At 58.3% G+C, this 25,282-nt stretch carries 22 protein-coding genes, 5 tRNA genes and 3 rRNA genes; 10 read left to right on the forward strand and 20 right to left on the reverse strand.

From position 1 onward, the window contains the following. Positions 1–17 precede the first annotated feature (17 nt). The 13 genes from tuf to tyrS all read right to left on the reverse strand — a co-directional run bounded on the left by tuf (position 18) and on the right by tyrS (position 11,184). Positions 18–1,211: an elongation factor Tu gene (gene tuf / locus HU737_RS20125; protein ID WP_105642145.1), complete on the reverse strand. Its 1,194-nt coding sequence runs from the start codon at positions 1,209–1,211 to the stop codon at positions 18–20. Between the two features lie 80 nt (positions 1,212–1,291). Next, positions 1,292–1,367: transfer RNA gene (locus HU737_RS20130), tRNA-Thr, on the reverse strand. 28 nt (positions 1,368–1,395) lie between these two features. Then, positions 1,396–1,469 (reverse strand) — tRNA-Gly (locus tag HU737_RS20135). Positions 1,470–1,492: 23 nt separating this feature from the next. Then, a tRNA-Tyr gene (locus HU737_RS20140) sits at positions 1,493–1,577 on the reverse strand. A 145-nt stretch (positions 1,578–1,722) separates the two neighbouring features. Beyond that, a complete protein-coding gene (locus tag HU737_RS20145) occupies positions 1,723–2,148 on the reverse strand; it encodes a hypothetical protein (RefSeq protein ID WP_186557304.1) in 426 nt (141 codons plus the stop codon). A 7-nt stretch (positions 2,149–2,155) separates the two neighbouring features. Beyond that, entirely contained in the window at positions 2,156–2,905 is a 750-nt protein-coding gene (locus HU737_RS20150) for a pantothenate kinase (protein WP_186557303.1), read from the reverse strand. Beyond that, positions 2,895–3,854 carry a bifunctional biotin--[acetyl-CoA-carboxylase] ligase/biotin operon repressor BirA gene (gene birA, locus HU737_RS20155; protein ID WP_186557302.1) on the reverse strand — a complete coding sequence of 320 codons (960 nt, stop codon included), beginning with the start codon at positions 3,852–3,854 and terminating at the stop codon, positions 2,895–2,897. The genes HU737_RS20150 and birA overlap by 11 nt, the downstream gene beginning before the upstream one ends. Before the next feature lie 272 nt (positions 3,855–4,126). Then, a 5S ribosomal RNA gene (gene rrf, locus HU737_RS20160) occupies positions 4,127–4,242 on the reverse strand. Between the two features lie 129 nt (positions 4,243–4,371). Continuing rightward, positions 4,372–7,264, reverse strand: a 23S ribosomal RNA gene (locus HU737_RS20165). A gap of 238 nt (positions 7,265–7,502) precedes the next feature. Then, positions 7,503–7,578: transfer RNA gene (locus HU737_RS20170), tRNA-Ala, on the reverse strand. 26 nt (positions 7,579–7,604) lie between these two features. Then, positions 7,605–7,681 (reverse strand) — tRNA-Ile (locus HU737_RS20175). An 87-nt stretch (positions 7,682–7,768) separates the two neighbouring features. Continuing rightward, a 16S ribosomal RNA gene (locus HU737_RS20180) occupies positions 7,769–9,305 on the reverse strand. The 16S, 23S and 5S rRNA genes sit together here with 2 tRNA genes alongside, the layout of an rRNA operon. Positions 9,306–9,984: 679 nt before the next feature. After that, positions 9,985–11,184, reverse strand: coding sequence for a tyrosine--tRNA ligase (gene tyrS / locus HU737_RS20185; RefSeq protein ID WP_186552647.1), 1,200 nt, complete (start codon positions 11,182–11,184; stop codon positions 9,985–9,987). 213 nt (positions 11,185–11,397) lie between these two features. Here tyrS and HU737_RS20190 point away from each other — a divergent pair, with 213 nt between their 5' ends. Both HU737_RS20190 and HU737_RS20195 read left to right on the forward strand, forming a co-directional pair. Next, a complete protein-coding gene (locus HU737_RS20190; RefSeq protein ID WP_186552648.1) occupies positions 11,398–12,819 on the forward strand; it encodes a peptidoglycan DD-metalloendopeptidase family protein in 1,422 nt (473 codons plus the stop codon). Between the two features lie 4 nt (positions 12,820–12,823). Beyond that, positions 12,824–13,915: an anhydro-N-acetylmuramic acid kinase gene (locus tag HU737_RS20195; protein ID WP_186552649.1), complete on the forward strand. Its 1,092-nt coding sequence runs from the start codon at positions 12,824–12,826 to the stop codon at positions 13,913–13,915. Positions 13,916–13,971: 56 nt separating this feature from the next. Here HU737_RS20195 and erpA read toward each other — a convergent pair whose 3' ends face one another. Further along, a complete protein-coding gene (gene erpA / locus HU737_RS20200; protein ID WP_186552650.1) occupies positions 13,972–14,322 on the reverse strand; it encodes an iron-sulfur cluster insertion protein ErpA in 351 nt (116 codons plus the stop codon). A gap of 146 nt (positions 14,323–14,468) precedes the next feature. Beyond that, the gene (argC, locus tag HU737_RS20205) at positions 14,469–15,503 is read right to left on the reverse strand and encodes an N-acetyl-gamma-glutamyl-phosphate reductase (protein WP_186552651.1); all 1,035 of its coding nucleotides are present in this window, start codon (positions 15,501–15,503) and stop codon (positions 14,469–14,471) included. A 142-nt stretch (positions 15,504–15,645) separates the two neighbouring features. Here argC and hemJ point away from each other — a divergent pair, with 142 nt between their 5' ends. From hemJ to HU737_RS20240, 7 genes are all read left to right on the forward strand, one after another. Further along, positions 15,646–16,071, forward strand: coding sequence for a protoporphyrinogen oxidase HemJ (gene hemJ / locus HU737_RS20210; RefSeq protein WP_186552652.1), 426 nt, complete (start codon positions 15,646–15,648; stop codon positions 16,069–16,071). A gap of 31 nt (positions 16,072–16,102) precedes the next feature. Then, positions 16,103–17,050 carry an NAD(P)H-dependent flavin oxidoreductase gene (locus tag HU737_RS20215; RefSeq protein WP_186552653.1) on the forward strand — a complete coding sequence of 316 codons (948 nt, stop codon included), beginning with the start codon at positions 16,103–16,105 and terminating at the stop codon, positions 17,048–17,050. A gap of 78 nt (positions 17,051–17,128) precedes the next feature. Next, complete coding sequence (locus tag HU737_RS20220) at positions 17,129–17,911, forward strand: SDR family NAD(P)-dependent oxidoreductase (RefSeq protein WP_186552654.1); 783 nt, start codon at positions 17,129–17,131, stop codon at positions 17,909–17,911. 63 nt (positions 17,912–17,974) lie between these two features. Further along, the gene (locus tag HU737_RS20225; RefSeq protein ID WP_186552655.1) at positions 17,975–18,313 is read left to right on the forward strand and encodes a histidine triad nucleotide-binding protein; all 339 of its coding nucleotides are present in this window, start codon (positions 17,975–17,977) and stop codon (positions 18,311–18,313) included. 66 nt (positions 18,314–18,379) lie between these two features. After that, positions 18,380–19,027: a 2-polyprenyl-3-methyl-6-methoxy-1,4-benzoquinone monooxygenase gene (gene coq7, locus HU737_RS20230; protein WP_186552656.1), complete on the forward strand. Its 648-nt coding sequence runs from the start codon at positions 18,380–18,382 to the stop codon at positions 19,025–19,027. 10 nt (positions 19,028–19,037) lie between these two features. Beyond that, a complete protein-coding gene (locus HU737_RS20235) occupies positions 19,038–20,078 on the forward strand; it encodes a DUF2157 domain-containing protein (protein ID WP_186552657.1) in 1,041 nt (346 codons plus the stop codon). Between the two features lie 17 nt (positions 20,079–20,095). After that, positions 20,096–20,521: a hypothetical protein gene (locus HU737_RS20240; RefSeq protein ID WP_312151590.1), complete on the forward strand. Its 426-nt coding sequence runs from the start codon at positions 20,096–20,098 to the stop codon at positions 20,519–20,521. Here the strand turns inward: HU737_RS20240 and HU737_RS20245 are convergent. Continuing rightward, positions 20,487–20,909, reverse strand: coding sequence for an OsmC family protein (locus HU737_RS20245; RefSeq protein ID WP_186552658.1), 423 nt, complete (start codon positions 20,907–20,909; stop codon positions 20,487–20,489). The genes HU737_RS20240 and HU737_RS20245 overlap by 35 nt on opposite strands. 191 nt (positions 20,910–21,100) lie before the next feature. Here HU737_RS20245 and crp point away from each other — a divergent pair, with 191 nt between their 5' ends. Continuing rightward, complete coding sequence (crp, locus tag HU737_RS20250) at positions 21,101–21,745, forward strand: cAMP-activated global transcriptional regulator CRP (protein WP_186552659.1); 645 nt, start codon at positions 21,101–21,103, stop codon at positions 21,743–21,745. On the opposite strand, the gene HU737_RS20255 is transcribed toward crp, so the two are convergent. From HU737_RS20255 to HU737_RS20270, 4 genes are all read right to left on the reverse strand, one after another. After that, positions 21,742–22,446, reverse strand: a complete 705-nt coding sequence (locus HU737_RS20255) for a lipoate--protein ligase family protein (protein WP_186552660.1) — start codon at positions 22,444–22,446, stop codon at positions 21,742–21,744. The two genes, crp and HU737_RS20255, sit on opposite strands and share 4 nt — an antisense overlap. Before the next feature lie 71 nt (positions 22,447–22,517). Beyond that, positions 22,518–23,354, reverse strand: a complete 837-nt coding sequence (gene trpC, locus HU737_RS20260; protein ID WP_186552661.1) for an indole-3-glycerol phosphate synthase TrpC — start codon at positions 23,352–23,354, stop codon at positions 22,518–22,520. Beyond that, positions 23,351–24,400, reverse strand: coding sequence for an anthranilate phosphoribosyltransferase (gene trpD, locus HU737_RS20265; protein WP_186552662.1), 1,050 nt, complete (start codon positions 24,398–24,400; stop codon positions 23,351–23,353). Before trpD ends, trpC begins: the two co-directional genes overlap by 4 nt. A 9-nt stretch (positions 24,401–24,409) precedes the next feature. Continuing rightward, positions 24,410–25,003, reverse strand: a complete 594-nt coding sequence (locus tag HU737_RS20270; protein ID WP_186552663.1) for an aminodeoxychorismate/anthranilate synthase component II — start codon at positions 25,001–25,003, stop codon at positions 24,410–24,412. Positions 25,004–25,282: the final 279 nt, after the last annotated feature.

The raw sequence follows: 25,282 nt of genomic DNA on the forward strand, positions 1-25,282 counted from the left end.
CTTATGAAATCAACTACTTATTCAATAATTTTTGCTACGACGCCGGCGCCGACGGTACGACCGCCTTCACGGATAGCGAAGCGCAGACCGTCTTCCATTGCGATGGTCTTGATCAGGGTAACAGTCATCTGAATGTTGTCACCTGGCATTACCATTTCAACGCCTTCCGGCAGTTCGCAGTTACCGGTCACGTCAGTGGTACGGAAGTAGAACTGAGGACGGTAGCCTTTGAAGAACGGAGTGTGACGACCGCCTTCTTCTTTCGACAGAACGTAGACTTCTGCGGTGAACTTGGTGTGCGGCTTGACCGAACCTGGCTTGACCAGAACCTGGCCACGCTCAACGTCGTCACGCTTGGTACCACGCAGCAGAACGCCGCAGTTCTCGCCAGCACGGCCTTCGTCCAGCAGCTTGCGGAACATCTCAACACCGGTGCAGGTGGTGGTGGTGGTATCACGCAGACCAACGATTTCCAGGGCGTCTTGAACGCGGACGATACCACGCTCGATACGACCGGTAACAACGGTACCACGACCCGAGATCGAGAATACGTCTTCGATTGGCATCAGGAACGGCTTGTCGATAGCACGCTCTGGCTCTGGGATGTAGCTGTCCAGAGTTTCAACCAGACGCTTGACAGCGGTAGTGCCCATTTCGTTGTCGTCTTTGCCTTCCAGCGCCATACGAGCCGAACCGATGATGATCGGGGTGTCGTCGCCTGGGAAGTCGTAGGTGGACAGCAGGTCGCGAACTTCCATCTCGACCAGTTCCAGCAGCTCAGCGTCGTCTACCAGGTCAGCCTTGTTCAGGAAGACCACGATGTACGGAACGCCAACCTGACGGGACAGCAGGATGTGCTCACGGGTTTGTGGCATCGGACCATCGGCGGCCGAGCAAACCAGGATCGCGCCGTCCATCTGGGCAGCACCGGTGATCATGTTCTTCACGTAGTCAGCGTGACCTGGGCAGTCGACGTGAGCGTAGTGACGAATGTTCGAGTTGTACTCGACGTGCGCGGTGTTGATGGTGATACCGCGCGCTTTCTCTTCTGGAGCCGAGTCGATCTTGTCGAACTCAACGACTGCCGAACCGAAAACCTCGGAGCAGACGCGAGTCAGAGCTGCGGTCAGAGTGGTTTTACCATGGTCAACGTGGCCGATAGTGCCAACGTTAACGTGAGGTAGGGAACGATCAAACTTTTCCTTAGCCATCGATACAGTCCTCCGCAGAAGAAAATAGTCACTACTACCGATAAAACAAAGGCAGATATTTTCATATCTGCCTTGTTATATGGAGCTCTTGAGCGGATTTGAACCGCTGACCTCACCCTTACCAAGGGTGTGCTCTACCAACTGAGCTACAAGAGCGAAACACATTGTGCAAAAACAGCAAACTTGGAGCGGGTAGCGGGAATCGAACCCGCATCATCAGCTTGGAAGGCTGAGGTTCTACCACTAAACTATACCCGCGAGGCTTGCAGCTCTCGCTAAAATGGTGGAGGGGGAAGGATTCGAACCTTCGAAGTCGAAGACGGCAGATTTACAGTCTGCTCCCTTTGGCCGCTCGGGAACCCCTCCTGAGCGTGGGCGGCATTTTCAACTCTTGCCGACCTGTTGTCAAGCTTTTTTTTCAATTAAATCTTGAAGTTAGCTACTTTGACAACAGCTTCCGGTCCTACCACCTCAGTGGTGTTCCCTGCGAAGCGGGCGCCATTCTATCAAGCTATTCGCCAGTTGCAATACCCCCGCAGAAAATAATTTTGTGTTTTAAGTCTTTGAAATCCTTGGAAAGAGTGGCGAGCACGGTTTGGTCCAGTAAACGCTCGCTTTCCGGGGCTACCTTCAGCCACATACCGTCTGCGCCAGGCAGCTGACCGGACACTACCAGCGTGGTGATATCCAGGCTAAGTAGGCGCTGGCGTAGCGCATCGAGCTGATTCCGAGCTGGTAGACCACCAATAACCAGGCATTCATCACGACGTCGCGCCGGCGCTGCAGCCCCCGTCTCACGCAGCAGGCGGATCTCCTGCTGGTTACCTTTATAGAGAGAAAGCGGCGCGACCTCTTTGACCCTCAACGGCGCCTCTTGCTGGTGCCAGACGTAGTAGACGACATTGAGCACCAGCAACAACAGAAACAACCAACGCATAGGCACCTCAATCCAATGGACAAGCCATCGCCAGGCCAACGAAGACCAGGTCAGGCACAACGCGGGCCTGAGGCGCAGCTTCGCGCACCAGCGGCGCATCGCCACCAGTCAGGAACACAGTGAAACTTTCACCCCACAAAGCTCGAGCCTGCTCGATCTGTGTACGGGCAAACCCTTGCAGCATCAGCACACAACCGCGCTCCACCGCCTCGACTGTCGAGCGACCAGGCGCAAGCGTGCTCACAGCGCGCTCAGCCGATGCATCGTCGTAGCGAATTCGACGGGTATGGGTACGCAATTGACTGCGCATCAGCGGCATACCGGGACAAATATAACCACCCAGGTGCTCACCATCGGCGGCGACGAAGTCAGCCTTGGCCGCAGTACCCAAGTCGATCACCAGGCACGCACCTTTTGCCAGGTGGTAGGCACCCAAGGCAGCTAGCCAGCGATCCATGCCCAGCCGCTGATAGTCATCATATCCATTACGCACTCCAGCCATTTCCTGCACAGGCAGAGCGACTTGCGCCTGGACAGCGAACCCTGCCTGCAACAGCCCACGCAGCGCGTCAGTTTCCTCTTCGCTACGGACACTGACTATCCGACAGCCCTTCAAGCGTACTGAGGGCAAGGCCGAGACCGCCGCCAATAGCGCCTGATCCGAGTCAACGATGCCGCCACCGACAATCGTCGCGTCGGCAGCATGAATCACCCGCCACTTGATGAAGCTATTACCGCAGTCGAGCTCAAGAATCATCACGCAACCTCAAACTGAGCTCACCACCACTGAAGCTCTTTTCCACACCTTCCACCTCAAGACGCAGTCCGCCTTGTCCATCCACGCCAAGCACTACGCCATCGGTATGGCTACTGCCGGCGATCAGCGATACCTTACGACCCTGCCACAGATGCGCTTGCTCCCATTCTTCCTGGAAGGCGGCGAAGCCATAACGACGGTGCCGGGCCAGCTCATGCTGCAGTTGCTGATTGAGCCTGGCGACCAGCAGGTTACGATCAATAGAGGCGCCCGCCTCCAGCCTCATCGAGGTCCATTGCTGGTCGACCTGGTCGTTGAGCTGCATGTTCACGTTGATGCCAATCCCCAGCACCACATGACAGACGTCAGCCGGATCACCGACAAGCTCCAGCAAGATCCCGGCGATCTTCTGATCACCGACCAGAACATCATTTGGCCATTTAAGGCCCGCCTGCTTCACGCCAAATGCCTGCAGGGTACGCATGACAGCCAGCCCAACCACCAGGCTTAAACCCTCGAGCTGGCGCATGCCGCCCTCAACACGCAGCACCAAGCTGTAGTAGAGGTTCTCAGCGAAGGGGCTGACCCATTGTCGACCGCGACGACCGCGCCCAGCACTTTGGCGTTCGGCCAATACTAGAAATGGCGCCACCCTCCCCTGCGCAATACCACGCAAAGCTTCGGCATTGGTCGAATCGATCGCATCGTGAATAAACAACGGCCACTGCTCGCCTTCGCAGAGATCGCTAATCGCTTGCGAATCAAGCAATGCCAACGGTGCGGCCAATTGATAGCCACGACCTCGGACCTTATGAATGGTCAGGTTCAATTCGGCTTCCAGGTGCTGCAGCTGCTTCCAAACGGCGCTGCGGCTCACCCCGAGAGCTTCCCCGAGCGCCTGCCCGGAATGAAACCGGCCATCCTTGAGGAGATTCAACAACTTCAGCATGCCAGTCTCGACTTGGAATAAGGCTGGAATGATAGCCATGGCCTGAAGCCTTGCATAGGAAAAGGGCGCACTCCGGACTTGGTCATGCCCAACTGCGATGCTTGAGGGATAAAGGCGGGAGGGGTGGAGCGGGGTGTCAGTTGCGGCCTTTTCGCGGGCAAGCCCGCTCCCACAAGGGGTGCGGCAAGGCCAGGTATCGGGCGCGGGGTATAGCAGGTCTGGAAAGACAAAACCCCTACCTGCTCACGCAGATAGGGGTTTTGCGAAATGAATCTTGACGATGACCTACTCTCACATGGGGAAACCCCACACTACCATCGGCGATGCATCGTTTCACTACTGAGTTCGGGATGGGATCAGGTGGTTCCAATGCTCTATGGTCGTCAAGAAATTCTGTAGCCAGAATGTCCAGATGGACAGCCCAGCGAATTCGGATATGCGATAGTTGTGAGTACGAACTTTCGGGTCTTTCGTCTTCACCACCGCAATTCGCGCTAGCAAATTGCTTGGGTGTTATATGGTCAAGCCTCACGGGCAATTAGTATTGGTTAGCTCAACGCCTCACAGCGCTTACACACCCAACCTATCAACGTCGTAGTCTTCGACGGCCCTTTAGGGGATTCAAGATCCCAGTGAGATCTCATCTTGAGGCAAGTTTCCCGCTTAGATGCTTTCAGCGGTTATCTCTTCCGAACATAGCTACCCGGCAATGCCACTGGCGTGACAACCGGAACACCAGAGGTTCGTCCACTCCGGTCCTCTCGTACTAGGAGCAGCCCCTCTCAAATCTCAAACGTCCACGGCAGATAGGGACCGAACTGTCTCACGACGTTCTAAACCCAGCTCGCGTACCACTTTAAATGGCGAACAGCCATACCCTTGGGACCGGCTTCAGCCCCAGGATGTGATGAGCCGACATCGAGGTGCCAAACACCGCCGTCGATATGAACTCTTGGGCGGTATCAGCCTGTTATCCCCGGAGTACCTTTTATCCGTTGAGCGATGGCCCTTCCATACAGAACCACCGGATCACTAAGACCTACTTTCGTACCTGCTCGACGTGTGGGTCTCGCAGTCAAGCGCGCTTTTGCCTTTATACTCTACGACCGATTTCCGACCGGTCTGAGCGCACCTTCGTACTCCTCCGTTACTCTTTGGGAGGAGACCGCCCCAGTCAAACTACCCACCATACACTGTCCTCGATCCGGATAACGGACCTGAGTTAGAACCTCAAAGTTGCCAGGGTGGTATTTCAAGGATGGCTCCATGAGAACTGGCGTCCCCACTTCAAAGCCTCCCACCTATCCTACACAAGCAAATTCAAAGTCCAGTGCAAAGCTATAGTAAAGGTTCACGGGGTCTTTCCGTCTAGCCGCGGATACACTGCATCTTCACAGCGATTTCAATTTCACTGAGTCTCGGGTGGAGACAGCGCCGCCATCGTTACGCCATTCGTGCAGGTCGGAACTTACCCGACAAGGAATTTCGCTACCTTAGGACCGTTATAGTTACGGCCGCCGTTTACCGGGGCTTCGATCAAGAGCTTCGCTTGCGCTAACCCCATCAATTAACCTTCCGGCACCGGGCAGGCGTCACACCCTATACGTCCACTTTCGTGTTTGCAGAGTGCTGTGTTTTTAATAAACAGTCGCAGCGGCCTGGTATCTTCGACCAGCAAAAGCTTACGGGGCAAGCCCTTCACCTTCGCCGGCGCACCTTCTCCCGAAGTTACGGTGCCATTTTGCCTAGTTCCTTCACCCGAGTTCTCTCAAGCGCCTTGGTATTCTCTACCTAACCACCTGTGTCGGTTTGGGGTACGGTTCCCGATTGTCTGAAGCTTAGGAGCTTTTCTTGGAAGCATGGCATCAACCACTTCGTCGCCTAAAGGCAACTCGTCATCAGCTCTCGGCCTTGAGATCCCGGATTTGCCTAAGATCTCAGCCTACCACCTTAAACTTGGACAACCAACGCCAAGCTGGCCTAGCCTTCTCCGTCCCTCCATCGCAACAATCGGAAGTACAGGAATATTAACCTGTTTTCCATCGACTACGCTTTTCAGCCTCGCCTTAGGGACCGACTAACCCTGCGTCGATTAACGTTGCGCAGGAAACCTTGGTCTTTCGGCGTGCGAGTTTTTCACTCGCATTGTCGTTACTCATGTCAGCATTCGCACTTCTGATACCTCCAGCAAGCTTCTCAACTCACCTTCACAGGCTTACAGAACGCTCCTCTACCGCATCACCAAAAGGTGATACCCGTAGCTTCGGTGCATGGTTTGAGCCCCGTTACATCTTCCGCGCAGGCCGACTCGACTAGTGAGCTATTACGCTTTCTTTAAAGGGTGGCTGCTTCTAAGCCAACCTCCTAGCTGTCTAAGCCTTCCCACATCGTTTCCCACTTAACCATGACTTTGGGACCTTAGCTGACGGTCTGGGTTGTTTCCCTTTTCACGACGGACGTTAGCACCCGCCGTGTGTCTCCCATGCTCGGCACTTGTAGGTATTCGGAGTTTGCATCGGTTTGGTAAGTCGGGATGACCCCCTAGCCGAAACAGTGCTCTACCCCCTACAGTGATACATGAGGCGCTACCTAAATAGCTTTCGAGGAGAACCAGCTATCTCCGAGCTTGATTAGCCTTTCACTCCGATCCACAGGTCATCCGCTAACTTTTCAACGGTAGTCGGTTCGGTCCTCCAGTCAGTGTTACCTAACCTTCAACCTGCCCATGGATAGATCGCCCGGTTTCGGGTCTATACCCAGCGACTAAACGCCCTATTAAGACTCGCTTTCGCTACGCCTCCCCTATTCGGTTAAGCTCGCCACTGAATATAAGTCGCTGACCCATTATACAAAAGGTACGCAGTCACCTAACAAAGTAGGCTCCCACTGCTTGTACGCATACGGTTTCAGGTTCTATTTCACTCCCCTCTCCGGGGTTCTTTTCGCCTTTCCCTCACGGTACTGGTTCACTATCGGTCAGTCAGTAGTATTTAGCCTTGGAGGATGGTCCCCCCATGTTCAGACAAAGTTTCTCGTGCTCCGTCCTACTCGATTTCATTGATAAGAGATTTTCGTGTACGGGGCTATCACCCACTATGGCCGCACTTTCCAGAGCGTTCCACTAATCTCAAACCAACTTAAGGGCTGGTCCCCGTTCGCTCGCCACTACTAAGGGAATCTCGGTTGATTTCTTTTCCTCAGGGTACTTAGATGTTTCAGTTCCCCTGGTTCGCCTCTTGCACCTATGTATTCAGTACAAGATACTCAGCTTATGCTGAGTGGGTTCCCCCATTCAGAGATCTCTGGATCACAGTCTGTTTGCCGACTCCCCAAAGCTTATCGCAGGCTACCACGTCTTTCATCGCCTCTGACTGCCAAGGCATCCACCGTATGCGCTTCTTCACTTGACCATATAACCCCAAGCAATCTGGTTATACTGTGAAGACGACATTCGCCGAAAATTCGTTCGCTCTTGCGAGCATTCACAAATTTTACCTTAGCCTGATCCACTGCCAGTGAAAGCAGCGTTCAGTCTATTTCTATCACATATCCGAATTTTTAAAGAACGATCTGACAAAAGTCAGAAATCAACATTCACATTGGAATGCTCATTTCTAAGTTCTAGCAGTGCTGCGAAACCTGAAAGAGTGGTGGAGCCAAGCGGGATCGAACCGCTGACCTCCTGCGTGCAAGGCAGGCGCTCTCCCAGCTGAGCTATGGCCCCGTATTACCTAGGCTGCACCAAGTAATTGGTAGGTCTGGGCAGATTTGAACTGCCGACCTCACCCTTATCAGGGGTGCGCTCTAACCAACTGAGCTACAGACCTATAACAGGGTCGCGTTACAGCATCGTCTTTATACAAGTGAATCAAGCAATTCGTGTGGGAGCTCATCAGCAGGCTGATGTCTTCGATTAAGGAGGTGATCCAGCCGCAGGTTCCCCTACGGCTACCTTGTTACGACTTCACCCCAGTCATGAATCACACCGTGGTAACCGTCCTCCCGAAGGTTAGACTAGCTACTTCTGGTGCAACCCACTCCCATGGTGTGACGGGCGGTGTGTACAAGGCCCGGGAACGTATTCACCGCGACATTCTGATTCGCGATTACTAGCGATTCCGACTTCACGCAGTCGAGTTGCAGACTGCGATCCGGACTACGATCGGTTTTGTGAGATTAGCTCCACCTCGCGGCTTGGCAACCCTCTGTACCGACCATTGTAGCACGTGTGTAGCCCAGGCCGTAAGGGCCATGATGACTTGACGTCATCCCCACCTTCCTCCGGTTTGTCACCGGCAGTCTCCTTAGAGTGCCCACCATAACGTGCTGGTAACTAAGGACAAGGGTTGCGCTCGTTACGGGACTTAACCCAACATCTCACGACACGAGCTGACGACAGCCATGCAGCACCTGTGTCAGAGTTCCCGAAGGCACCAATCCATCTCTAGAAAGTTCTCTGCATGTCAAGGCCTGGTAAGGTTCTTCGCGTTGCTTCGAATTAAACCACATGCTCCACCGCTTGTGCGGGCCCCCGTCAATTCATTTGAGTTTTAACCTTGCGGCCGTACTCCCCAGGCGGTCAACTTAATGCGTTAGCTGCGCCACTAAAATCTCAAGGATTCCAACGGCTAGTTGACATCGTTTACGGCGTGGACTACCAGGGTATCTAATCCTGTTTGCTCCCCACGCTTTCGCACCTCAGTGTCAGTATCAGTCCAGGTGGTCGCCTTCGCCACTGGTGTTCCTTCCTATATCTACGCATTTCACCGCTACACAGGAAATTCCACCACCCTCTACCGTACTCTAGCTTGCCAGTTTTGGATGCAGTTCCCAGGTTGAGCCCGGGGCTTTCACATCCAACTTAACAAACCACCTACGCGCGCTTTACGCCCAGTAATTCCGATTAACGCTTGCACCCTCTGTATTACCGCGGCTGCTGGCACAGAGTTAGCCGGTGCTTATTCTGTCGGTAACGTCAAAACAGCAAGGTATTATCTTACTGCCCTTCCTCCCAACTTAAAGTGCTTTACAATCCGAAGACCTTCTTCACACACGCGGCATGGCTGGATCAGGCTTTCGCCCATTGTCCAATATTCCCCACTGCTGCCTCCCGTAGGAGTCTGGACCGTGTCTCAGTTCCAGTGTGACTGATCATCCTCTCAGACCAGTTACGGATCGTCGCCTTGGTGAGCCATTACCTCACCAACTAGCTAATCCGACCTAGGCTCATCTGATAGCGCAAGGCCCGAAGGTCCCCTGCTTTCTCCCGTAGGACGTATGCGGTATTAGCGTTCCTTTCGAAACGTTGTCCCCCACTACCAGGCAGATTCCTAGGCATTACTCACCCGTCCGCCGCTGAATCGAAGAGCAAGCTCTTCTCATCCGCTCGACTTGCATGTGTTAGGCCTGCCGCCAGCGTTCAATCTGAGCCATGATCAAACTCTTCAGTTCAATACTGCTTGGGTTTTTAAGAAACCCTAAACTTGGCTCAGCAATCTCAAATGACTACTATGATTGCTCATGTGGCCACTTGTGATGCTGATAATCTTGGCGACTATCAAACCGTACTCACAAGCACCCACACGAATTGCTTGATTCAATTTGTTAAAGAGCGTTTGGTTAAGAGCTTTTCGTCTCAACCGAGGCGCGCATTCTACGCTTTCCTCTGCGTCTGTCAAGCGTTTATTTCGAAGTATTTTGCGAGAAACTCGTTCAACTTCAAACACTTGACTCGCTTGCGATCTCTCGTAGCGGGAGGCGAATTCTACAGCGTTACAAGCTGCTGTCAACTACCTTTTTCACCGCTGCCGATCAGAAGATCGAAGCACCTCCAGTACTGCCTGAAACATCTAACTCGTTGATACTCAAGGAGTTTTCCGTTCAAACTACGCTGGAAGTGCGGCGCATTATAAGGGGATCTGAGAGGGGGTCAACCCTTAATTTCAATAAACCGCAATATTGTTGAAATTAGGGTCAGAATCGCGGCGCGGGCCCGCTTCCACAGGGTGCTGCAACGTCCAACCTTTAGCGGTGTTACAGTTAACTTCTTAAAAGCAAAGCGGGGAGACCTTTCGGCCTCCCCGCTCTCTATCTATATAGCAGCGAACATCCTTCTATATAGAAGCAGCCCTTACTCCGCCTTCAGCGAGATCCGCGCGAAGGCCTTCTTGCCCGCCTGGCAGACATGGCTGGCGCCCATGGCAAACACGAAGCTCCGGTCAACCACCTCACCATCGACTTTCACGCTACCCGCATTGAGCAGGTCACGGGCTGCAGCCGAGTTCTTCACCAGACCAGCCTTGTTCAGGATGGCAGCAATCGGCATGTCTTCAGCGGCGCCGATTTCGATCTCAGGAATGTCTTCCGGCAGCTCACCATCTTTCATGCGATTACCCGCAGCGCGGTGAGCATTGGCCGCCGCCTCTTCACCATGGAAGCGCGCAACGATCTCTTCGGCCAGCTTGATCTTGATGTCTCGCGGGTTAGCCCCCTTCTCAACATCGGCACGCAGCTGCTCGATCTCTTCCATGGAACGGAAGCTCAGCAGCTCGAAGTAACGCCACATCAAGGTATCGGGGATCGACACCAGCTTGCTGTACATAACCCCTGGTGCTTCCTGGATGCCGACGTAGTTGCCCAGCGACTTGGACATCTTCTTCACACCGTCCAGACCTTCGAGCAACGGCATAGTGACGATGTTCTGCGCCTCCTGGCCGTAGGCGCGCTGCAACTCGCGCCCCATCAGCAGGTTGAACTTCTGGTCGGTACCGCCCAGTTCGACGTCCGCCTTCAGCGCGACCGAATCGTACCCCTGCACCAGCGGGTAGAGGAACTCATGGATCGCGATCGGCTGATTGGTGGTGTAGCGCTTGTCGAAGTCGTCACGCTCAAGCATTCGCGCCACGGTGTACTGCGAAGCCAGGCGAATGAAGTCGGCCGGGGTCAGCTTGTCCATCCAGGTGGAGTTGAAGGCGACTTCGGTCTTGGCCGGGTCGAGGATCTTGAACACCTGCTGTTTATAGGTCTCGGCATTGTCCAGGACCTGCTCACGGGTCAGCGGCGGACGCGTGGCGCTCTTGCCGCTCGGATCACCGATCATGCCCGTGAAATCACCGATCAAGAAGATCACCTGGTGACCCAGATCCTGGAACTGGCGCAGCTTGTTGATCAACACCGTATGGCCCAGGTGCAGATCGGGTGCAGTCGGGTCAAAGCCCGCTTTGATACGCAGCGGCTGACCGCGCTTGAGCTTTTCGACCAGCTCCGACTCGACCAACACCTCTTCCGCACCGCGCTTGATAAGCGCCAGCTGCTCTTCAACCGACTTCATAGAAAGACCCGCAAGGCTCAGATTCAAAGGGAGCCAACCATACAAGATCGGCCGTCAAATACAAGTTTGGCAATGGAATGTGACCTACCTAGCGCCTTGCGGCGTCTACGCGCCCTTGCGCGAAACCGGATTTGGTTATATTTTATACAGTTATTTCATCTTCATCATGTCATTCATCTTTTCCATTTCACCTTTTTCAAAGTCACCTTTCCTATGACCAACGAAACGCCTAAAGCGCCTCCGCTTTATCCGAAAAGCCATCTGTTGGCCGCGAGCGGCATTGCCGCCCTCCTCAGTCTGGCCTTGCTGGTGTTCCCTTCGAGCGAAGTGGAAGCCAAGAAAACCACCCTCAGCCTTGAGCTGGAAACCCCAGCCGAGCAGCTCAAAGACGAATCCAACGCTGCACCGCTGGTGCAGACTCAAGGCGAACAAGGCTCGCCCTTCGCCCAGATTGAAAACGCCGAAGCTCCGGCCGCGAAAACCGCTGAAGCTCCAAGTGCTGAAAGCAAGCCCGAAGCCGAGGCCAAGGCGCCAGGCCACCGTGAGGTGGTGGTTGCCCGCGGCGATACCCTTTCGACCCTGTTCGCCAAGGTCGGCCTGCCGGCCAATGTCGTGCATGACGTGCTGGCCAGCGGCAAGCAAGCCAAGCAGTTCAGCCAGCTCAAGCATGGCCAGGTGCTGCAATTCGAACTCGACAAAGACGGCCAGTTGACCAACCTGCACAGCAAAGTCAGCAGCCTTGAAACCATCCGCCTGAGTAAAACCGACAAGGGCTACACCTTCGCCCGCGAAGTCAGTAAGCCTGTGGTGCGCACCGCCTACGCCCATGGCGTGATCAAGAGCTCGCTGTCGGCTTCGGCCCAACGCGCCGGCCTGTCGCACAGCATGACCATGGATATGGCGCGAGTGCTCGGTTACGACATCGACTTCGCCCAAGACATCCGCCCAGGCGACGAATTCGACGTGGTCTACGAGCAGAAGGTCATGGATGGCAAGGTGGTCGGCACCGGCAACATTCTCTCTGCACGCTTCACCAACCGCGGCAAGACCTACACCGCCGTGCGCTACACCAACAAACAGGGCAACACCAACTACTACACGGCCGATGGCAACAGCCTGCGCAAGGCGTTCATCCGCACCCCAGTGGACTTTGCCCGAATCAGCTCGCGCTTCTCGAATGGGCGTAAGCACCCGATCCTGAACAAGATCCGCGCGCACAAGGGTGTCGATTATGCAGCCCCTCGCGGCACGCCAATCAAGGCTGCTGGCGATGGCCGGATCGAACTGGCTGGCCGTCGCGGCGGTTACGGCAATACCGTGATCATCGCCCATGGCAACCGCTACAAGACGCTCTACGGCCATATGCAAGGCTTCGCTAAAGGCATCAAGACCGGGAGCTCGGTCAAGCAAGGGCAGATCATCGGCTACATCGGCACCACTGGCCTGTCCACCGGCCCGCACTTGCACTACGAGTTCCAAGTCAATGGCGTGCACGTCGACCCACTGAGCCAGAAAGTGCCTATGGCCGATCCAATCGCCAAAGCCGAGCGCCAACGTTTCATGCAGCAGAGCCAACCGCTGATCGCTCGCATGGATCAGGAAAAGGCCACCCTGCTCGCCGCGAACAAGCGCTGAGCCTATGGCCTACTACCTGGGGGTGATGTCCGGAACCAGCCTCGACGGCCTGGACATCGCCTTGATCGAACACCACGAGCAGCCTCGGCTGCTCGCTACTCACTATCTACCCATGCCTGCCGATTTGCGCCAGGAGCTGCTCGGCCTGTGCGCCAGCGGCCCCGACGAGATAGCCCGCGCTGCCCTGACAGAAAACCGCTGGGCGAGCCTCGCAGCAGAAGGCATCAAGCACCTGCTTGCGGCACAGGGCTTGGCGCCCGAGGCCATTCGCGCGATCGGCAGCCATGGCCAGACCATCCGCCACGAACCTGCCCGCGGCTTTACCGTACAGATTGGCAACCCAGCCCTGCTGGCCGAACTCACGGGAATCTGTGTAGTGGGTGACTTCCGCCGCCGCGATGTCGCCGCCGGCGGACAAGGCGCTCCTCTGGTACCAGCCTTCCACGAGGCGCTGTTCAGCCACATCGGCCAGCGGCTGGCGGTGCTCAATATCGGCGGTTTCAGCAACCTCAGCCTGATTGACCAGGCCACACCAGTGCATGGCTTTGACTGTGGCCCTGGCAATGTTCTGCTGGACGCCTGGATCGAACGCAAACACGCCCTGCCCTACGACGCCGATGGCGCCTGGGCTGCCAGCGGCACAGTGATCGAAAGCCTGCTCAGTCGTTTACTGGCCGATCCGTTCTTTGCCGGCAGCGGCCCAAAAAGCACCGGCCGCGAAGTGTTCAACTTGCCTTGGCTGGACAGCCACCTGGCTGAGCTGACGACGTATCGCGACGAAGATGTGCAGGCCACACTGCTTGAGCTGACCGCACGCAGCATCGTTGACTCACTGCGTAACGCCCAGACAGGCACCGAAGCGGTGCTGGTGTGCGGTGGCGGTGCCCGCAACGGCACACTGATGCGGCGCCTGGCTGCCCTGCTGCCCGGCGTACAGGTGGCCAGTACCGCAGCGCATGGCATCGATCCGGACTGGGTCGAGGCCATGGCATTCGCCTGGCTTGCCCACTGCTGTCTGGAAGGCATCCCCGCCAATCGCCCGAGCGTGACGGCGGCCAAGGGTTTGCGCGTTCTCGGCGCTATCTATCCGGCTTGAAGCCACAGCACAAAGCAAAACGCCGCACAATTGCGCGGCGTTTTGCTTAGCGATGCTTAGATCGAGAACGAAGATCCGCAGCCGCAGGTCGTAGCAGCGTTAGGGTTCTTGATCACGAAGCGCGAGCCTTCCAGACCTTCCTGGTAATCCACTTCCGCGCCCGCCAGGTACTGGTAGCTCATCGGATCGACCACCAGCGAAACGCCTTCGCGCTCGACGATGGTGTCGTCTTCAGCCACCTCTTCATCGAAGGTGAAGCCGTACTGGAAGCCCGAGCAACCGCCACCTGTCACGAATACACGCAACTTCAGACGATCATTGCCCTCTTCGCTGACCAGGGTCTTCACCTTATGTGCAGCACCTTGGGTGAATTCCAAAGCCGTGGGGGTGAAGGATTCGACGCTCATGTTGACTCTCCCGGCGCAGTGCCGCCATAAAACTCGATGACGCGCATTATCCGCTTCTCCGAGAAAATCGGTCAACAATTGTGCGGCTTTAGTCGCCCCCAATGAAAAGACCCGCTCTCGGCGGGCCTTTTCATCAATGCAATGCTTTACGGCAACAGGCCCGCGTGGGACAGGCCCATGCGCTCATCCAGGCCGAACAGGATATTGAGGTTCTGCACAGCCTGACCAGACGCGCCTTTGACCAGGTTGTCGATCACCGACAGCACCACCACCAGATCGCCACCTTGCGGGCGATGCACGGCAATTCGACAAACGTTGGCGCCACGCACGCTACGGGTTTCCGGGTGGCTGCCGGCCGGCATTACGTCGACGAACGGTTCGTTGGCATAACGGTTCTCGAACAACGCCTGCAGGTCGACCGAGGTATCGACCACAGTCGCGTACAACGTGGCATGGATACCGCGGATCATCGGCGTCAGGTGCGGCACGAAGGTCAGGCCGATATCCTGGCCGGCAGCCTGGCGCAGGCCCTGGCTGATTTCCGGCAGGTGCCGGTGGCCCTTGACCGCATAGGCCTTCATGCTCTCGCCCGACTCACAGAACAGCGAGCCCACCGCCGCACCACGGCCAGCACCACTCACCCCCGACTTGCAGTCGGCAATCAGTCGCGAAGGGTCAGCCAGGCCCGCTTCGAGCAATGGCAGGAAACCCAGCTGGGTGGCGGTTGGATAGCAACCCGGCACGGCGATCAGGCGCGCCTGGCGGATCTTCTCGCGGTTCACTTCAGGCAGCCCGTAGACCGCGTCCTTGAGTAGCTCCGGTGCGCCGTGCGGCTGGCCGTACCATTTACCCCACTCAACCGCGTCTTGCAGGCGGAAGTCCGCGGACAGGTCGATCACCTTGGTGCCAGCGGCCAGTAGTTCGCCGGCCAGGGCATGGGCCACACCGTGCGGTGTGGCGAAAAACACCACGTCGCAGGCAGCCAGGGTCTTGCTGTCCGGCACGCTGAAGGCCAGGCCGTCATAGTGACCGCGCAGGTTCGGATACATGTCGGCAACCGCCACACCGGCCTCGGAGCGCGAGGTGATGACCGCAACCTCGGCCTGAGGGTGCTGCGCCAGCAGACGCAACAGTTCGACGCCGGTGTAACCCGTGCCGCCGACGATACCGACCTTGATCATAACGCTTGCCCCTTATCAACGATCCGACTGGAAAGCGCACGATAATAGGGGCGCTAGCCGCCTGTAACAACTCTTGGGATGCACCTGGAGGCGCTTCACCACTACTATCTGACGACCGTGAAAACCTGAAGGAACACCCTCCATGCTTTATCTATGGATCAAGGCGCTGCATATCGTCAGCGTGGTCTGCTGGTTCGCCGGCCTGTTCTACTTGCCGCGCCTGTTCGTCTACCACGCCCAGAGCCAGGACAGCATCAGCCAGGAACGCTTCACCGTAATGGAGCGCAAGCTGTACCGCGGCATCATGAACCCCGCGATGATCGCCACGTTCGTCTTCGGCATCTGGATGCTCTACCTCACCCCCGGCTGGCTGAGCCAAGGCTGGCTGCATGCCAAGCTCACCTTGGTGATCCTGCTGACCGGCTACCATCACATGTGCGGCGCGCAACGCAAACGCTTCGCCGCCGGCACCAACACCCGCAGTCACGTGTTCTACCGCTGGTTCAATGAAGTGCCAGTGGTGATTCTGCTGGGTATCGTAATTCTGGTGGTGGTCAAACCGTTCTGAGCAAATCAGCCGTCCGCATAGGAATCCTGCCATGTCATTGCCCGCCCTGCTCGAACAACGCCTGCGCCTGCCGGTAGTCGCCGCGCCGATGTTCCTGATCTCCAACCCACAGTTGGTCCTGGCGTGTTGCGCCAATGGCGTGGTGGGCAGCTTCCCAGCCCTCAACCAGCGCGACAGCGCTGGTTTCAAGGCTTGGCTGGAGGAAATCGAGTCGGGCCTGGCGAATTTGTCGGCGCCAGCGCCCTATGCAGTGAACCTGATCGTCCACCCGAGCAACCCGCGCCTGCAGGCGGATCTGGCCTTGTGCGTCGAACACCGCGTGCCAATTGTCATCACCAGCCTTGGCGCGGTGAAGGAAGTGGTCGACGCAGTGCACAGTTATGGCGGCCTGGTGTTTCATGACGTCACCACTCGCCGCCACGCGCAGAAGGCCGCCGAAGCCGGGGTCGATGGCCTGATTGCGGTGGCGGCAGGCGCCGGTGGGCATGCAGGCACCTGGAGCCCATTCGCCCTGGCCGCTGAAATCCGCCAGTTCTTCGACAAGACCCTGCTGCTGGCCGGCTGTATCAACCACGGCGAGCAAGTGCTCGCCGCACAACTACTGGGCGCAGACCTGGCCTACATGGGCACGCGCTTCATCGCCACTCAAGAAAGCCAGGCCCCGAGTGCCTACAAAAACATGCTGATTGAAGCCCAGGCGGCCGACATCATTCATACCCCTGCTGTCTCCGGTGTCCCGGCAAGCTTCCTGCGGCAAAGTCTGAAGCAGGCCGGCTACGACCTGGAGAGCCTGAAGAGCAGCCATGAACAGGCCCGCCTCAAGCCCCTGGACGAGGAGGCCAAGGCCTGGAAAACAGTCTGGTCCGCCGGCCAGGGTGTCGGTGAAATCCACGACCTGCCGACCACTCAGGCACTGATCGAACGCCTGCATGGCGAGTACCGTCAAGCCGTTGCACTCACCCGCCAACTGCCGCTTTGAGCCCACTCGCAAAAGGCAACAACTTGCCCGGACAGGCTGTACACTAGGCGCCCTCTTCAGCCGCCCCAGGAGCCCTGCATGACCCGTTACGCCATGATCACCGGAGCTTCCAGCGGCTTGGGCCTGGCCCTGGCGGAAGCCCTGGCACGGCGCGGGCGCAACCTGATCCTGGTGGCACGCCATCGAGAAACCCTGGAACCGCTGGCCATCGAGCTGACCCAGCGCTTTGGCGTCGAGGTGCTGCTGCGCGCCTGCGACCTCAGCCAGCCCCTGCGTCTGTCTGGCTTCGTCCTGGAGCTTGAAGAAGGCGAACGGCGCATCGACCTGCTGGTGAACTGCGCAGGCCAACGTACCTACGGCCCGTTCCTCGCCCATGAATGGGCCGACGAGCAGGACCTGCTGGAGGTCAACATCCTGGCCCTGACCCGGCTGTGCCATGCCATCGGCAACCTGATGGCGGTACAGGGCGGCGGGCAGATCCTCAACGTTGCCTCATTGGCCAGTGCCGCTCCCGGCCCGTGGATGGCTTGCTATGCCGCCAGCAAGGCGTATGTGCTGAGCTTTTCCGAAGCACTGCGCGAAGAGCTGGGGCGTACCGGGATCAAAGTCTCGGTCCTCTGCCCAGGCCCGGTCCGCTCATCCAGGCGGCACATTCCCCGCCTGGAAACAGGCAAGCGCTGCCTGAGCGCCGAAGAAGTCGCGCTCTACACGGTGCGCGCGCTGGATAAAAACCGCGCGCTGATCATGCCCGGTCGGCGCAATCGCTGGCTGGCCAGGCTGCCACGGGTGCTGCCGCGCTGGTTGGCACGCAAGCTGGCCGGCATCATCAATCGCCGCTACAGCCCGCTCGAAGCGCAATAGCACTGGGCGAGCGACGCCGCGCTGAGTACACTCGGCCCGGACCCTCACCATGGAGCAAGTGCTGTGGAGACTCTCTTCACCAAGATCATCAACCGGGAAATCCCGGCCAAGATCATCTACGAGGACGACCAGGTTCTGGCCTTCCACGATATCGCCCCACAGGCGCCGGTGCATTTTCTGGTCATCCCGAAAAAGCCCATTCGTACCCTCAACGACCTGACCGAAGAAGACAAAGGCCTGGCCGGCCACATCCTCTTCACCGCCCAGCGCCTGGCTAAGGAATTGGGCTGCGCGGAGGGTTTCCGGGTGGTCATGAACTGCAACGAACTGGGCGGCCAGACGGTCTACCATATTCACATGCACGTGCTCGGCCAACGCCAGATGCACTGGCCACCGGGCTGATCCAAGGCAAGCCCCGGTCAGGGGATTGCGGTAAACTGTCGGGCATCACTCTTGCGGAGGTGCCCGATGGCTACCGAACGTCACTATTCGCCGCTCGACCGCTTGTTGCTGCAGGCCGATACCGCCATGCGCACCTTGCTGCCCTTCAGCGGCCAACCTTCCCGCCCTTCCCCGGCCATCGTCCAACCGGACGCCGAGCTGGACGAAACCCAAACCCGGCACATCGCCGGCCTGATGCGCATCAACCATACCGGTGAAGTGTGCGCCCAGGCGCTGTACCAAGGCCAAGCCCTGACCGCCAAGCTGCCGCAAGTGCGCAAGGCCATGGAGCATGCCGCCGAGGAAGAGATCGACCATTTGGCCTGGTGCGAACAACGCATTCGCCAATTGGGCAGCCATCCCAGTGTGCTCAACCCGCTGTTCTATGGCATGTCGTTCGGCATCGGCGCGCTAGCCGGCCTGGTCAGTGACAAAGTCAGCCTGGGCTTTGTTGCCGCCACCGAGCATCAGGTGTGCAAGCATCTGGACGAACACCTCGAGCAACTGCCGAGCGAGGACGAAAAATCCCGCGCGATTCTTGAACAGATGCGTGTCGATGAAGAGCACCATGCTGAATCCGCGCTGGAAGCGGGCGGTTATCGCTTCCCCGCACCGGTGCGCTTTGGCATGAGCCTGATGGCTAAAGTGATGACCAAGAGCACTTACCGCATCTAGGGACACGGCCATGACGGAACGTTTCGATGCCAAGGATCTGGCAAAGGCCGAACACGCTGGCATTCTCCAGCCGGGCCAGGCTCAAGCGCTGCTGAGCTTTTTGCAGCAACAGCCGCAAAGCCGTGGCAGTTTCCAGCTGGCCCACGTCGCGTTCTATTTTGGCGCCCTGCTGATCATGGGCGCGATGGGCTGGCTGCTGACCGAAGCGTGGATGCGGGTTGGCGACTGGGCCCTGCTGATGATCGCTGTTCTCTATATCACCCTGCTGACCCTCTTCGCGGTTGGCCTGCAGCGCCGTGACCAGCCGATCGCCGGCGGTGTGCTCGGCGCGGTTGCGGTCAGCATCGTGCCACTTGCGGTGTTCGCCATCGAGCGCCTGCTCGGTTGGTGGCCACTGGACGATGCGCAAACCGATTACCACCAGTATTACACCTACGTGCAGGGCGGCTGGCTGCTGATGGAAGCGGCCACCGTTGTCGCCGGCCTGCTGATGCTGCGCCTGATCCCCTTCCCTTTCATCGTCATGCCGATTGCCCTGGCGCTATGGTTCATGTCGATGGACCTGAGCGAGTGGTTCTATGGCTCGCCATTCAGTTGGGAGCAACGGCGGATTGTCTCGCTATGGTTCGGCCTGGCCCTGCTGCTGGTCTTTCTTGTGATCGATGGACGCACTCGCAGAGATTACGCCTTCTGGGGTTACCTGGCGGGGCTGGCGGCATTCTGGGGAGGCTTGACCCTGATGGACAGCGGCAGCGAGTTGGGCAAAGCGCTGTATTGCCTGATCAACCTTGGCCTGATGGCAGTGGCGCTGCTGCTGCGCCGCCCCGTATTCATGGTATTTGGCGCGATGGGCGTGGCAGCGTATCTGGGCTACCTGTCGTATGAGGTGTTTGCCGAGTCGCTGTTGTTCCCGCTGGTGCTCACTTTGATTGGCCTGGGCGTGATCGGATTGGGCGTACTCTACCAGCAGCATCGCCAAGCATTGAGTAAGCGCCTGCGCGCTCAACTGCCCAGTAGCTTGCTGCAGTTGCTTCCAGGGCTACGCCGTTGACGTTGCGCAGGCTCCGCGTGCGCTTGCTGCAAAGCCTAGGGTTGGTGCTGGTGGCGTACCTGTTCGTCTGCCTGATGACGGCCAGTGTCAGGCAATCGGCATTCGCCTTCGAACTGCCCGGCCTCATCGAACCTGACAGCAACAGCGGGCGCGAGCTGTTGCTGTTCTGCGTCCCCGGGCAATTGCTATTCGTCCTGCTTGGCTGTTTTTTCCGCAGGCCCGGATTACTCATCGGCGCCTACCTGCTAGCTGCGACGACGACCGCGCTGCTGCAGTGCCAGCTGTTTGCCGAAGCCTTCGGCAGTACCTGGAGCAACGCGGAAATCTTCGGGCTATTGGCCGTGAACTTACCCAGCCTGTTGTTGGCACTGGCGCCCGGACTGGCCCTGTTGTGGGGCCTTGAACGAATCAGCCGAGTTCGACGATCTCATAGCTGTGGGTGATTTCCACCCCGGCCCGACCGAGCATGATCGAAGCCGAGCAGTACTTCTCTGCGGACAACTCCACCGCCCGCTTGACCTGCGCCTCCTTCAGCGCACGGCCTTTGACCACGAAGTTCAGGTGGATCTTGGTGAACACCTTGGGGTCTTCACTGGCACGCTCAGCCTCCAGGAAGGCTTCGCAGCTTTCCACGGCCTGGCGCGACTTCTTCAGGATGCTGACCACGTCAAAGTTGCTGCAGCCACCTAGGCCCAGCAGGAGCATTTCCATGGGGCGCACGCCCAGGTTGCGGCCACCGGCCTCGGGCGGACCGTCCATGACCACCACATGGCCGCTGCCCGACTCGCCGAGGAACATCGCTTCGCCGGCCCATTGGATGCGTGCCTTCATGTTGCTGGACTCCCTAGATTCTGAAAAGGGTGTCAGCTTAAGCCCTGTAGCGCTGTCGGAAAAGCTCAACACGCGGCGCATTTGTACCAATCACTGGCGCAGTGTCTGATAAGCTGGCGCCAAATGACTGGCGCATAGTGCCAGGCACCCTTTATAAAAAGCCTCTGCGTTACATCGAACAGGATTTCGTGATGGTCGTCTCCGCCCTTTCCGCCAAGATCAAGAACATCGACAAGCTGCTGGTGCACTGCCAGCGCCGCCGTTTCACCGCCAAGAGCAACATCATCTGTGCCGGTGACCGGGCTGAAACACTGTCGTTCATCATCAAGGGCTCGGTCACCATCCTGATCGAAGACGACAACGGCCACGAGATGATCATCGCCTACCTCAACGATGGTGATTTCTTCGGTGAACTGGGCCTGTTCGAGCCCACTGGCAAAGAGCAGCAGCGCAGCGCCTGGGTTCGGGCCAAGACCGAATGCGAAGTCGCCGAGATCAGCTACGACAAGTTCCGCGAAGTGGCGCGCCAGGACCCGGATATTCTCTATGCCCTGGGCAGCCAGATGGCCCAGCGCCTGCGCAATACCACGCGCAAGGTCGGCGACCTGGCGTTCTTCGATGTCACCGGCCGGGTTGCCCGCTGCCTGCTCGACCTGTGCAAGCAGCCCGATGCCATGACCCACCCTGATGGCATGCAGATCAAGATCACCCGCCAGGAGATCGGCCGGATTGTCGGTTGTTCGCGGGAGATGGTCGGCCGCGTCCTCAAGGATCTCGAAGAACGCAGCCTGGTTCAGGTCAAGGGCAAGACCATGGTGGTCTACGGCACCCGTTAATCTTTGGGCAGTTGCGCGATCACCTGCGCATAGGCCTGGGACAGACGCTCGAACCATGGCACGGCGGGCGCCACTTCGTGCAGGGCGATATGGCTATCGGCCCGGCAACGCTGGTCGATATCACAGCATTCATTGAAGCGGTTGACCGCCGCCACCATTGACTCGCACTCGTTGTCCAGCAGCAGCGCCCCGTGCACCAGCACCACCGGGCGCTTGCCGCCCAAGCCCTGGCGCCAGCGCTGGGCCGTGCCGACCAGCTTGCGACCATTGAGATTGACGTTGTAGCGCCCATCGCAGAAGGCGCCGTCGATCTCGCCGACCGAAGCCACTCCACCCCACTCGCGCAGCACATCGCACAATGGCAGGCATAGACGCTCGTAAGCATTTTCGATACGGCCATGATCGCCTTCGCTGCGCGGCGCTACGTAGACCAACGCCACGTTCACCGTCGCATGCGACTGCGGCACTGGCTCACCGCCCGTTTCACGCAATAGCACCGGCCAACCGGCAATCGCCAGCTCGGCGCAGGCCGCCTCGAAGTTTTCCAACCGGCTCATGCGCCGCGGCATAACCAGCGCGTGGTCGGTCGGTCGCCAGAACAGCACGCCAGCATCGCGCTCACCACGGCACACCGCTGCCAGCAACTCCTGCTCGGCGTGCAATCCTTGTTCGACGGTCAACGCCAGAGGTTGGTCGGTCATCAATTCACCTTTGCTGAAGAGGCCATAGCGGTCAAAACAAACAAGCCGGCGTTAGCCGGCTTGCGATGCGATCAGTCCAGCGCCTGAACCGTGTTCTGTACCGGTCGCTGTGGGAAGAACAACCGCTGCAGCTCATGCCCGGGATGCTCGGCGCGCATGAACGCTTCACCGACCAGGAACGAATACACCTCGTTGATTTCCATCAGCTCGACATCAGCGCGATTGAAGATACCGCTCTCGGTGATCGCCAGACGATCGCGAGGGATGCGCGGAAGCAGGTCGAGCGTGGTCTCCAGGCTGACTTCGAAGGTGTGCAGGTTACGGTTGTTGACCCCCACCAAAGGAGTGTCGAGGGTGTTCAGCGCGCGCTCGAGTTCGTCACCATCATGCACTTCGACCAGTACATCGAGGCCGACATCCTTGGCCACTGCGGCCAATTCGGCCATGCGCACGTCATCCAGCGCGGAGACGATCAGCAATACACAGTCAGCGCCCAAGGCACGGGCTTCGACCACCTGGTAGGGATCGATGAGGAAGTCCTTGCGAATCACCGGCAGGCGGCAAGCAGCACGTGCCTGCTGCAGGTAAGCATCGGCTCCCTGGAAGTAATCGACGTCAGTCAGCACCGACAGGCAGGTCGCCCCGCCCTTCTCGTAGCTGACGGCGATTTCTGCAGGCACGAAGTTTTCGCGGATCACACCCTTGCTCGGCGACGCTTTCTTGATCTCGGCAATCACCGCTGGCTGCTTGCGCTTGGCCTGCTCGATCAACGCATTGGCAAAGCCACGCGGGGCATCGGCCGCTTTCGCCAGGCGCTCGAGCTCTGCCAGGCTGACCCGGGCACTACGCTCGGCGACTTCCTCGACCTTACGGGCGAGGATCTTTTCCAGCACGGTCGGCACGCTCATGCTTCGTTCTCCTGCTTGAATACGGCGGTGAAGGCGCCCAGCTCCTGAAGTTTTTCCCAGGCAAGGCCGGTGTGCAGTACGTCATGGGCCAGTTCTACGCCCTGGGCCAAGGTCATCGCGTGATCGGCGGCGTACAGCGCAGCGCCAGCATTGAGCACAATCATCTCAGCGGCTTTCTGGCCATTCTCGGTCTTGCGCCGACCCAAGGCATCTTTGATCAGCTCGTAAGAGGCCTGCGGGTCTTCGACGGCCAAGCCATGCAAGCTCTGGCTCTTCATGCCGAGGTCTTCGGGCTCGACCCAGTATTCGCTGATCTGGTCATTCTTCAGTTCGGCAACGAAGGTCGGCGCCGCCAGGCTGAATTCGTCCAGGCCATCCTTGGAGTGCACCACCAGCACATGCTTGCTGCCCATCCGCTGCAGCACTTCGGCCAGCGGTCGGCACAGGGCCTGGGTGAACACGCCGACCACCTGGTGTTTCACACCGGCCGGATTCGTAAGCGGGCCGAGCATGTTAAACAGGGTGCGCAGCCCCAGCTCGCGACGCGGGCCTGCGGCATACTTCATTGCCTTGTGGTGGCTCTGGGCAAACATGAAGCCGATGCCCAGGCTGTCGATGCAACGGCCGACCTGCACCGGGGTGAGGTTCAGGTAGATGCCGGCCGCTTCCAGCAGGTCGGCGCTGCCGCTCTTGCCAGAAACCGCGCGGTTACCGTGCTTGGCCACTTTGCAGCCGGCCGCGGCAAGCACGAACGACGAAGCCGTGGATACGTTGAAGATGTTGGCGCCATCGCCACCGGTGCCGACGATATCGACCACCTGATCGAGGCTTTGCAGCTCGACCTTCTCGGCCAGCTCACGCATTACCGACACTGCACCGACGATCTCATCGATGCTCTCGCTCTTCATGCGCATGCCCATCAGGAACGCACCGATCTGCGCCTCGCTGCATTGGCCGGTCATGATCTGGCGCATGACGTCGCTCATTTCCTCAGTGGAAAGGTCCAGATGACCGACGATGCGGCTCAGCGCGCTTTTGATATCCATGTTCGATCCTTAGCGGCGGCCGCCGGTCTGCTTGAGGAAGTTGGCGAACAGCTCGTGGCCCTGCTCGGTCAGAATCGACTCGGGGTGGAACTGCACCCCTTCGATGTTCAAGGTCTTGTGGCGCAGGCCCATGATCTCATCCACCGAACCATCCTCAAGGGCAGTCCAGGCGGTGACTTCCAGGCACTCAGGCAGGGTTTCACGCTTGACCACCAGCGAGTGATAGCGGGTCACGGTCAGCGGATTGTTAAGGCCAGCGAACACGCCCAGGTCGCGGTGATGCACCGGGCTGGTCTTGCCGTGCATGACCTGGCGAGCGCGCACCACATCGCCGCCGAACGCCTGGCCAATCGACTGATGGCCCAGGCACACGCCAAGGATCGGCAGCTTGCCGGCAAAATGCAGGATGGCTTCGATGGACACGCCGGCCTGGCTCGGGGTGCATGGGCCTGGCGAGACGACGATGCGCTCAGGCTTGAGCGCTTCAATTTGGCCGATGGTCATCTCGTCATTGCGGATGACCTTGACCTCGGCACCCAACTCGCCGAGGTACTGAACGACGTTGTAGGTGAAAGAGTCATAGTTGTCGATCATCAGTAACATCTGGGGCAAACCTCTTGAATACTGACTTTTGATTCGAGCCTTCCACTGCCGCCCGCAGGCGCGGGCAATCGCGCACAGGGCGCTGGATCAAGCAATAGGAAGGCAGACAGGAGCGAGCCGGGCGGGCCGGCAGGAGATAAAGTCAGGCGCGCCAACGCCAACGGGCGTGAGCCTTGATAACGCGCATCAAGAGTTTGCTGACGATCAACACGGGGTAGGTCTCGTTCATACGTTCCGGCACAGTAGCTTACCGGGGCGATGGGCGCAATATGCCGGTAA

This window comes from Pseudomonas urmiensis (genome assembly GCF_014268815.2).
In the GTDB taxonomy this organism is placed as follows: Bacteria; Pseudomonadota; Gammaproteobacteria; order Pseudomonadales; family Pseudomonadaceae; genus Aquipseudomonas; species Aquipseudomonas urmiensis.

What these genes read in the sequence shown, in the direction of transcription:
- tuf (WP_105642145.1), bottom strand. Translation starts at nt 1,211, where the DNA reads ATGGCTAAGGAAAAGTTTGATCGTTCCCTACCTCACGTTAACGTTGGC.
- HU737_RS20145 (WP_186557304.1), bottom strand. Translation starts at nt 2,148, where the DNA reads ATGCGTTGGTTGTTTCTGTTGTTGCTGGTGCTCAATGTCGTCTACTAC.
- HU737_RS20150 (WP_186557303.1), bottom strand. Translation starts at nt 2,905, where the DNA reads ATGATTCTTGAGCTCGACTGCGGTAATAGCTTCATCAAGTGGCGGGTG.
- birA (WP_186557302.1), bottom strand. Translation starts at nt 3,854, where the DNA reads ATGCTGAAGTTGTTGAATCTCCTCAAGGATGGCCGGTTTCATTCCGGG.
- tyrS (WP_186552647.1), bottom strand. Translation starts at nt 11,184, where the DNA reads ATGAAGTCGGTTGAAGAGCAGCTGGCGCTTATCAAGCGCGGTGCGGAA.
- HU737_RS20190 (WP_186552648.1), top strand. Translation starts at nt 11,398, where the DNA reads ATGACCAACGAAACGCCTAAAGCGCCTCCGCTTTATCCGAAAAGCCAT.
- HU737_RS20195 (WP_186552649.1), top strand. Translation starts at nt 12,824, where the DNA reads ATGGCCTACTACCTGGGGGTGATGTCCGGAACCAGCCTCGACGGCCTG.
- erpA (WP_186552650.1), bottom strand. Translation starts at nt 14,322, where the DNA reads ATGAGCGTCGAATCCTTCACCCCCACGGCTTTGGAATTCACCCAAGGT.
- argC (WP_186552651.1), bottom strand. Translation starts at nt 15,503, where the DNA reads ATGATCAAGGTCGGTATCGTCGGCGGCACGGGTTACACCGGCGTCGAA.
- hemJ (WP_186552652.1), top strand. Translation starts at nt 15,646, where the DNA reads ATGCTTTATCTATGGATCAAGGCGCTGCATATCGTCAGCGTGGTCTGC.
- HU737_RS20215 (WP_186552653.1), top strand. Translation starts at nt 16,103, where the DNA reads ATGTCATTGCCCGCCCTGCTCGAACAACGCCTGCGCCTGCCGGTAGTC.
- HU737_RS20220 (WP_186552654.1), top strand. Translation starts at nt 17,129, where the DNA reads ATGACCCGTTACGCCATGATCACCGGAGCTTCCAGCGGCTTGGGCCTG.
- coq7 (WP_186552656.1), top strand. Translation starts at nt 18,380, where the DNA reads ATGGCTACCGAACGTCACTATTCGCCGCTCGACCGCTTGTTGCTGCAG.
- HU737_RS20235 (WP_186552657.1), top strand. Translation starts at nt 19,038, where the DNA reads ATGACGGAACGTTTCGATGCCAAGGATCTGGCAAAGGCCGAACACGCT.
- HU737_RS20245 (WP_186552658.1), bottom strand. Translation starts at nt 20,909, where the DNA reads ATGAAGGCACGCATCCAATGGGCCGGCGAAGCGATGTTCCTCGGCGAG.
- crp (WP_186552659.1), top strand. Translation starts at nt 21,101, where the DNA reads ATGGTCGTCTCCGCCCTTTCCGCCAAGATCAAGAACATCGACAAGCTG.
- HU737_RS20255 (WP_186552660.1), bottom strand. Translation starts at nt 22,446, where the DNA reads ATGACCGACCAACCTCTGGCGTTGACCGTCGAACAAGGATTGCACGCC.
- trpC (WP_186552661.1), bottom strand. Translation starts at nt 23,354, where the DNA reads ATGAGCGTGCCGACCGTGCTGGAAAAGATCCTCGCCCGTAAGGTCGAG.
- trpD (WP_186552662.1), bottom strand. Translation starts at nt 24,400, where the DNA reads ATGGATATCAAAAGCGCGCTGAGCCGCATCGTCGGTCATCTGGACCTT.
- HU737_RS20270 (WP_186552663.1), bottom strand. Translation starts at nt 25,003, where the DNA reads ATGTTACTGATGATCGACAACTATGACTCTTTCACCTACAACGTCGTT.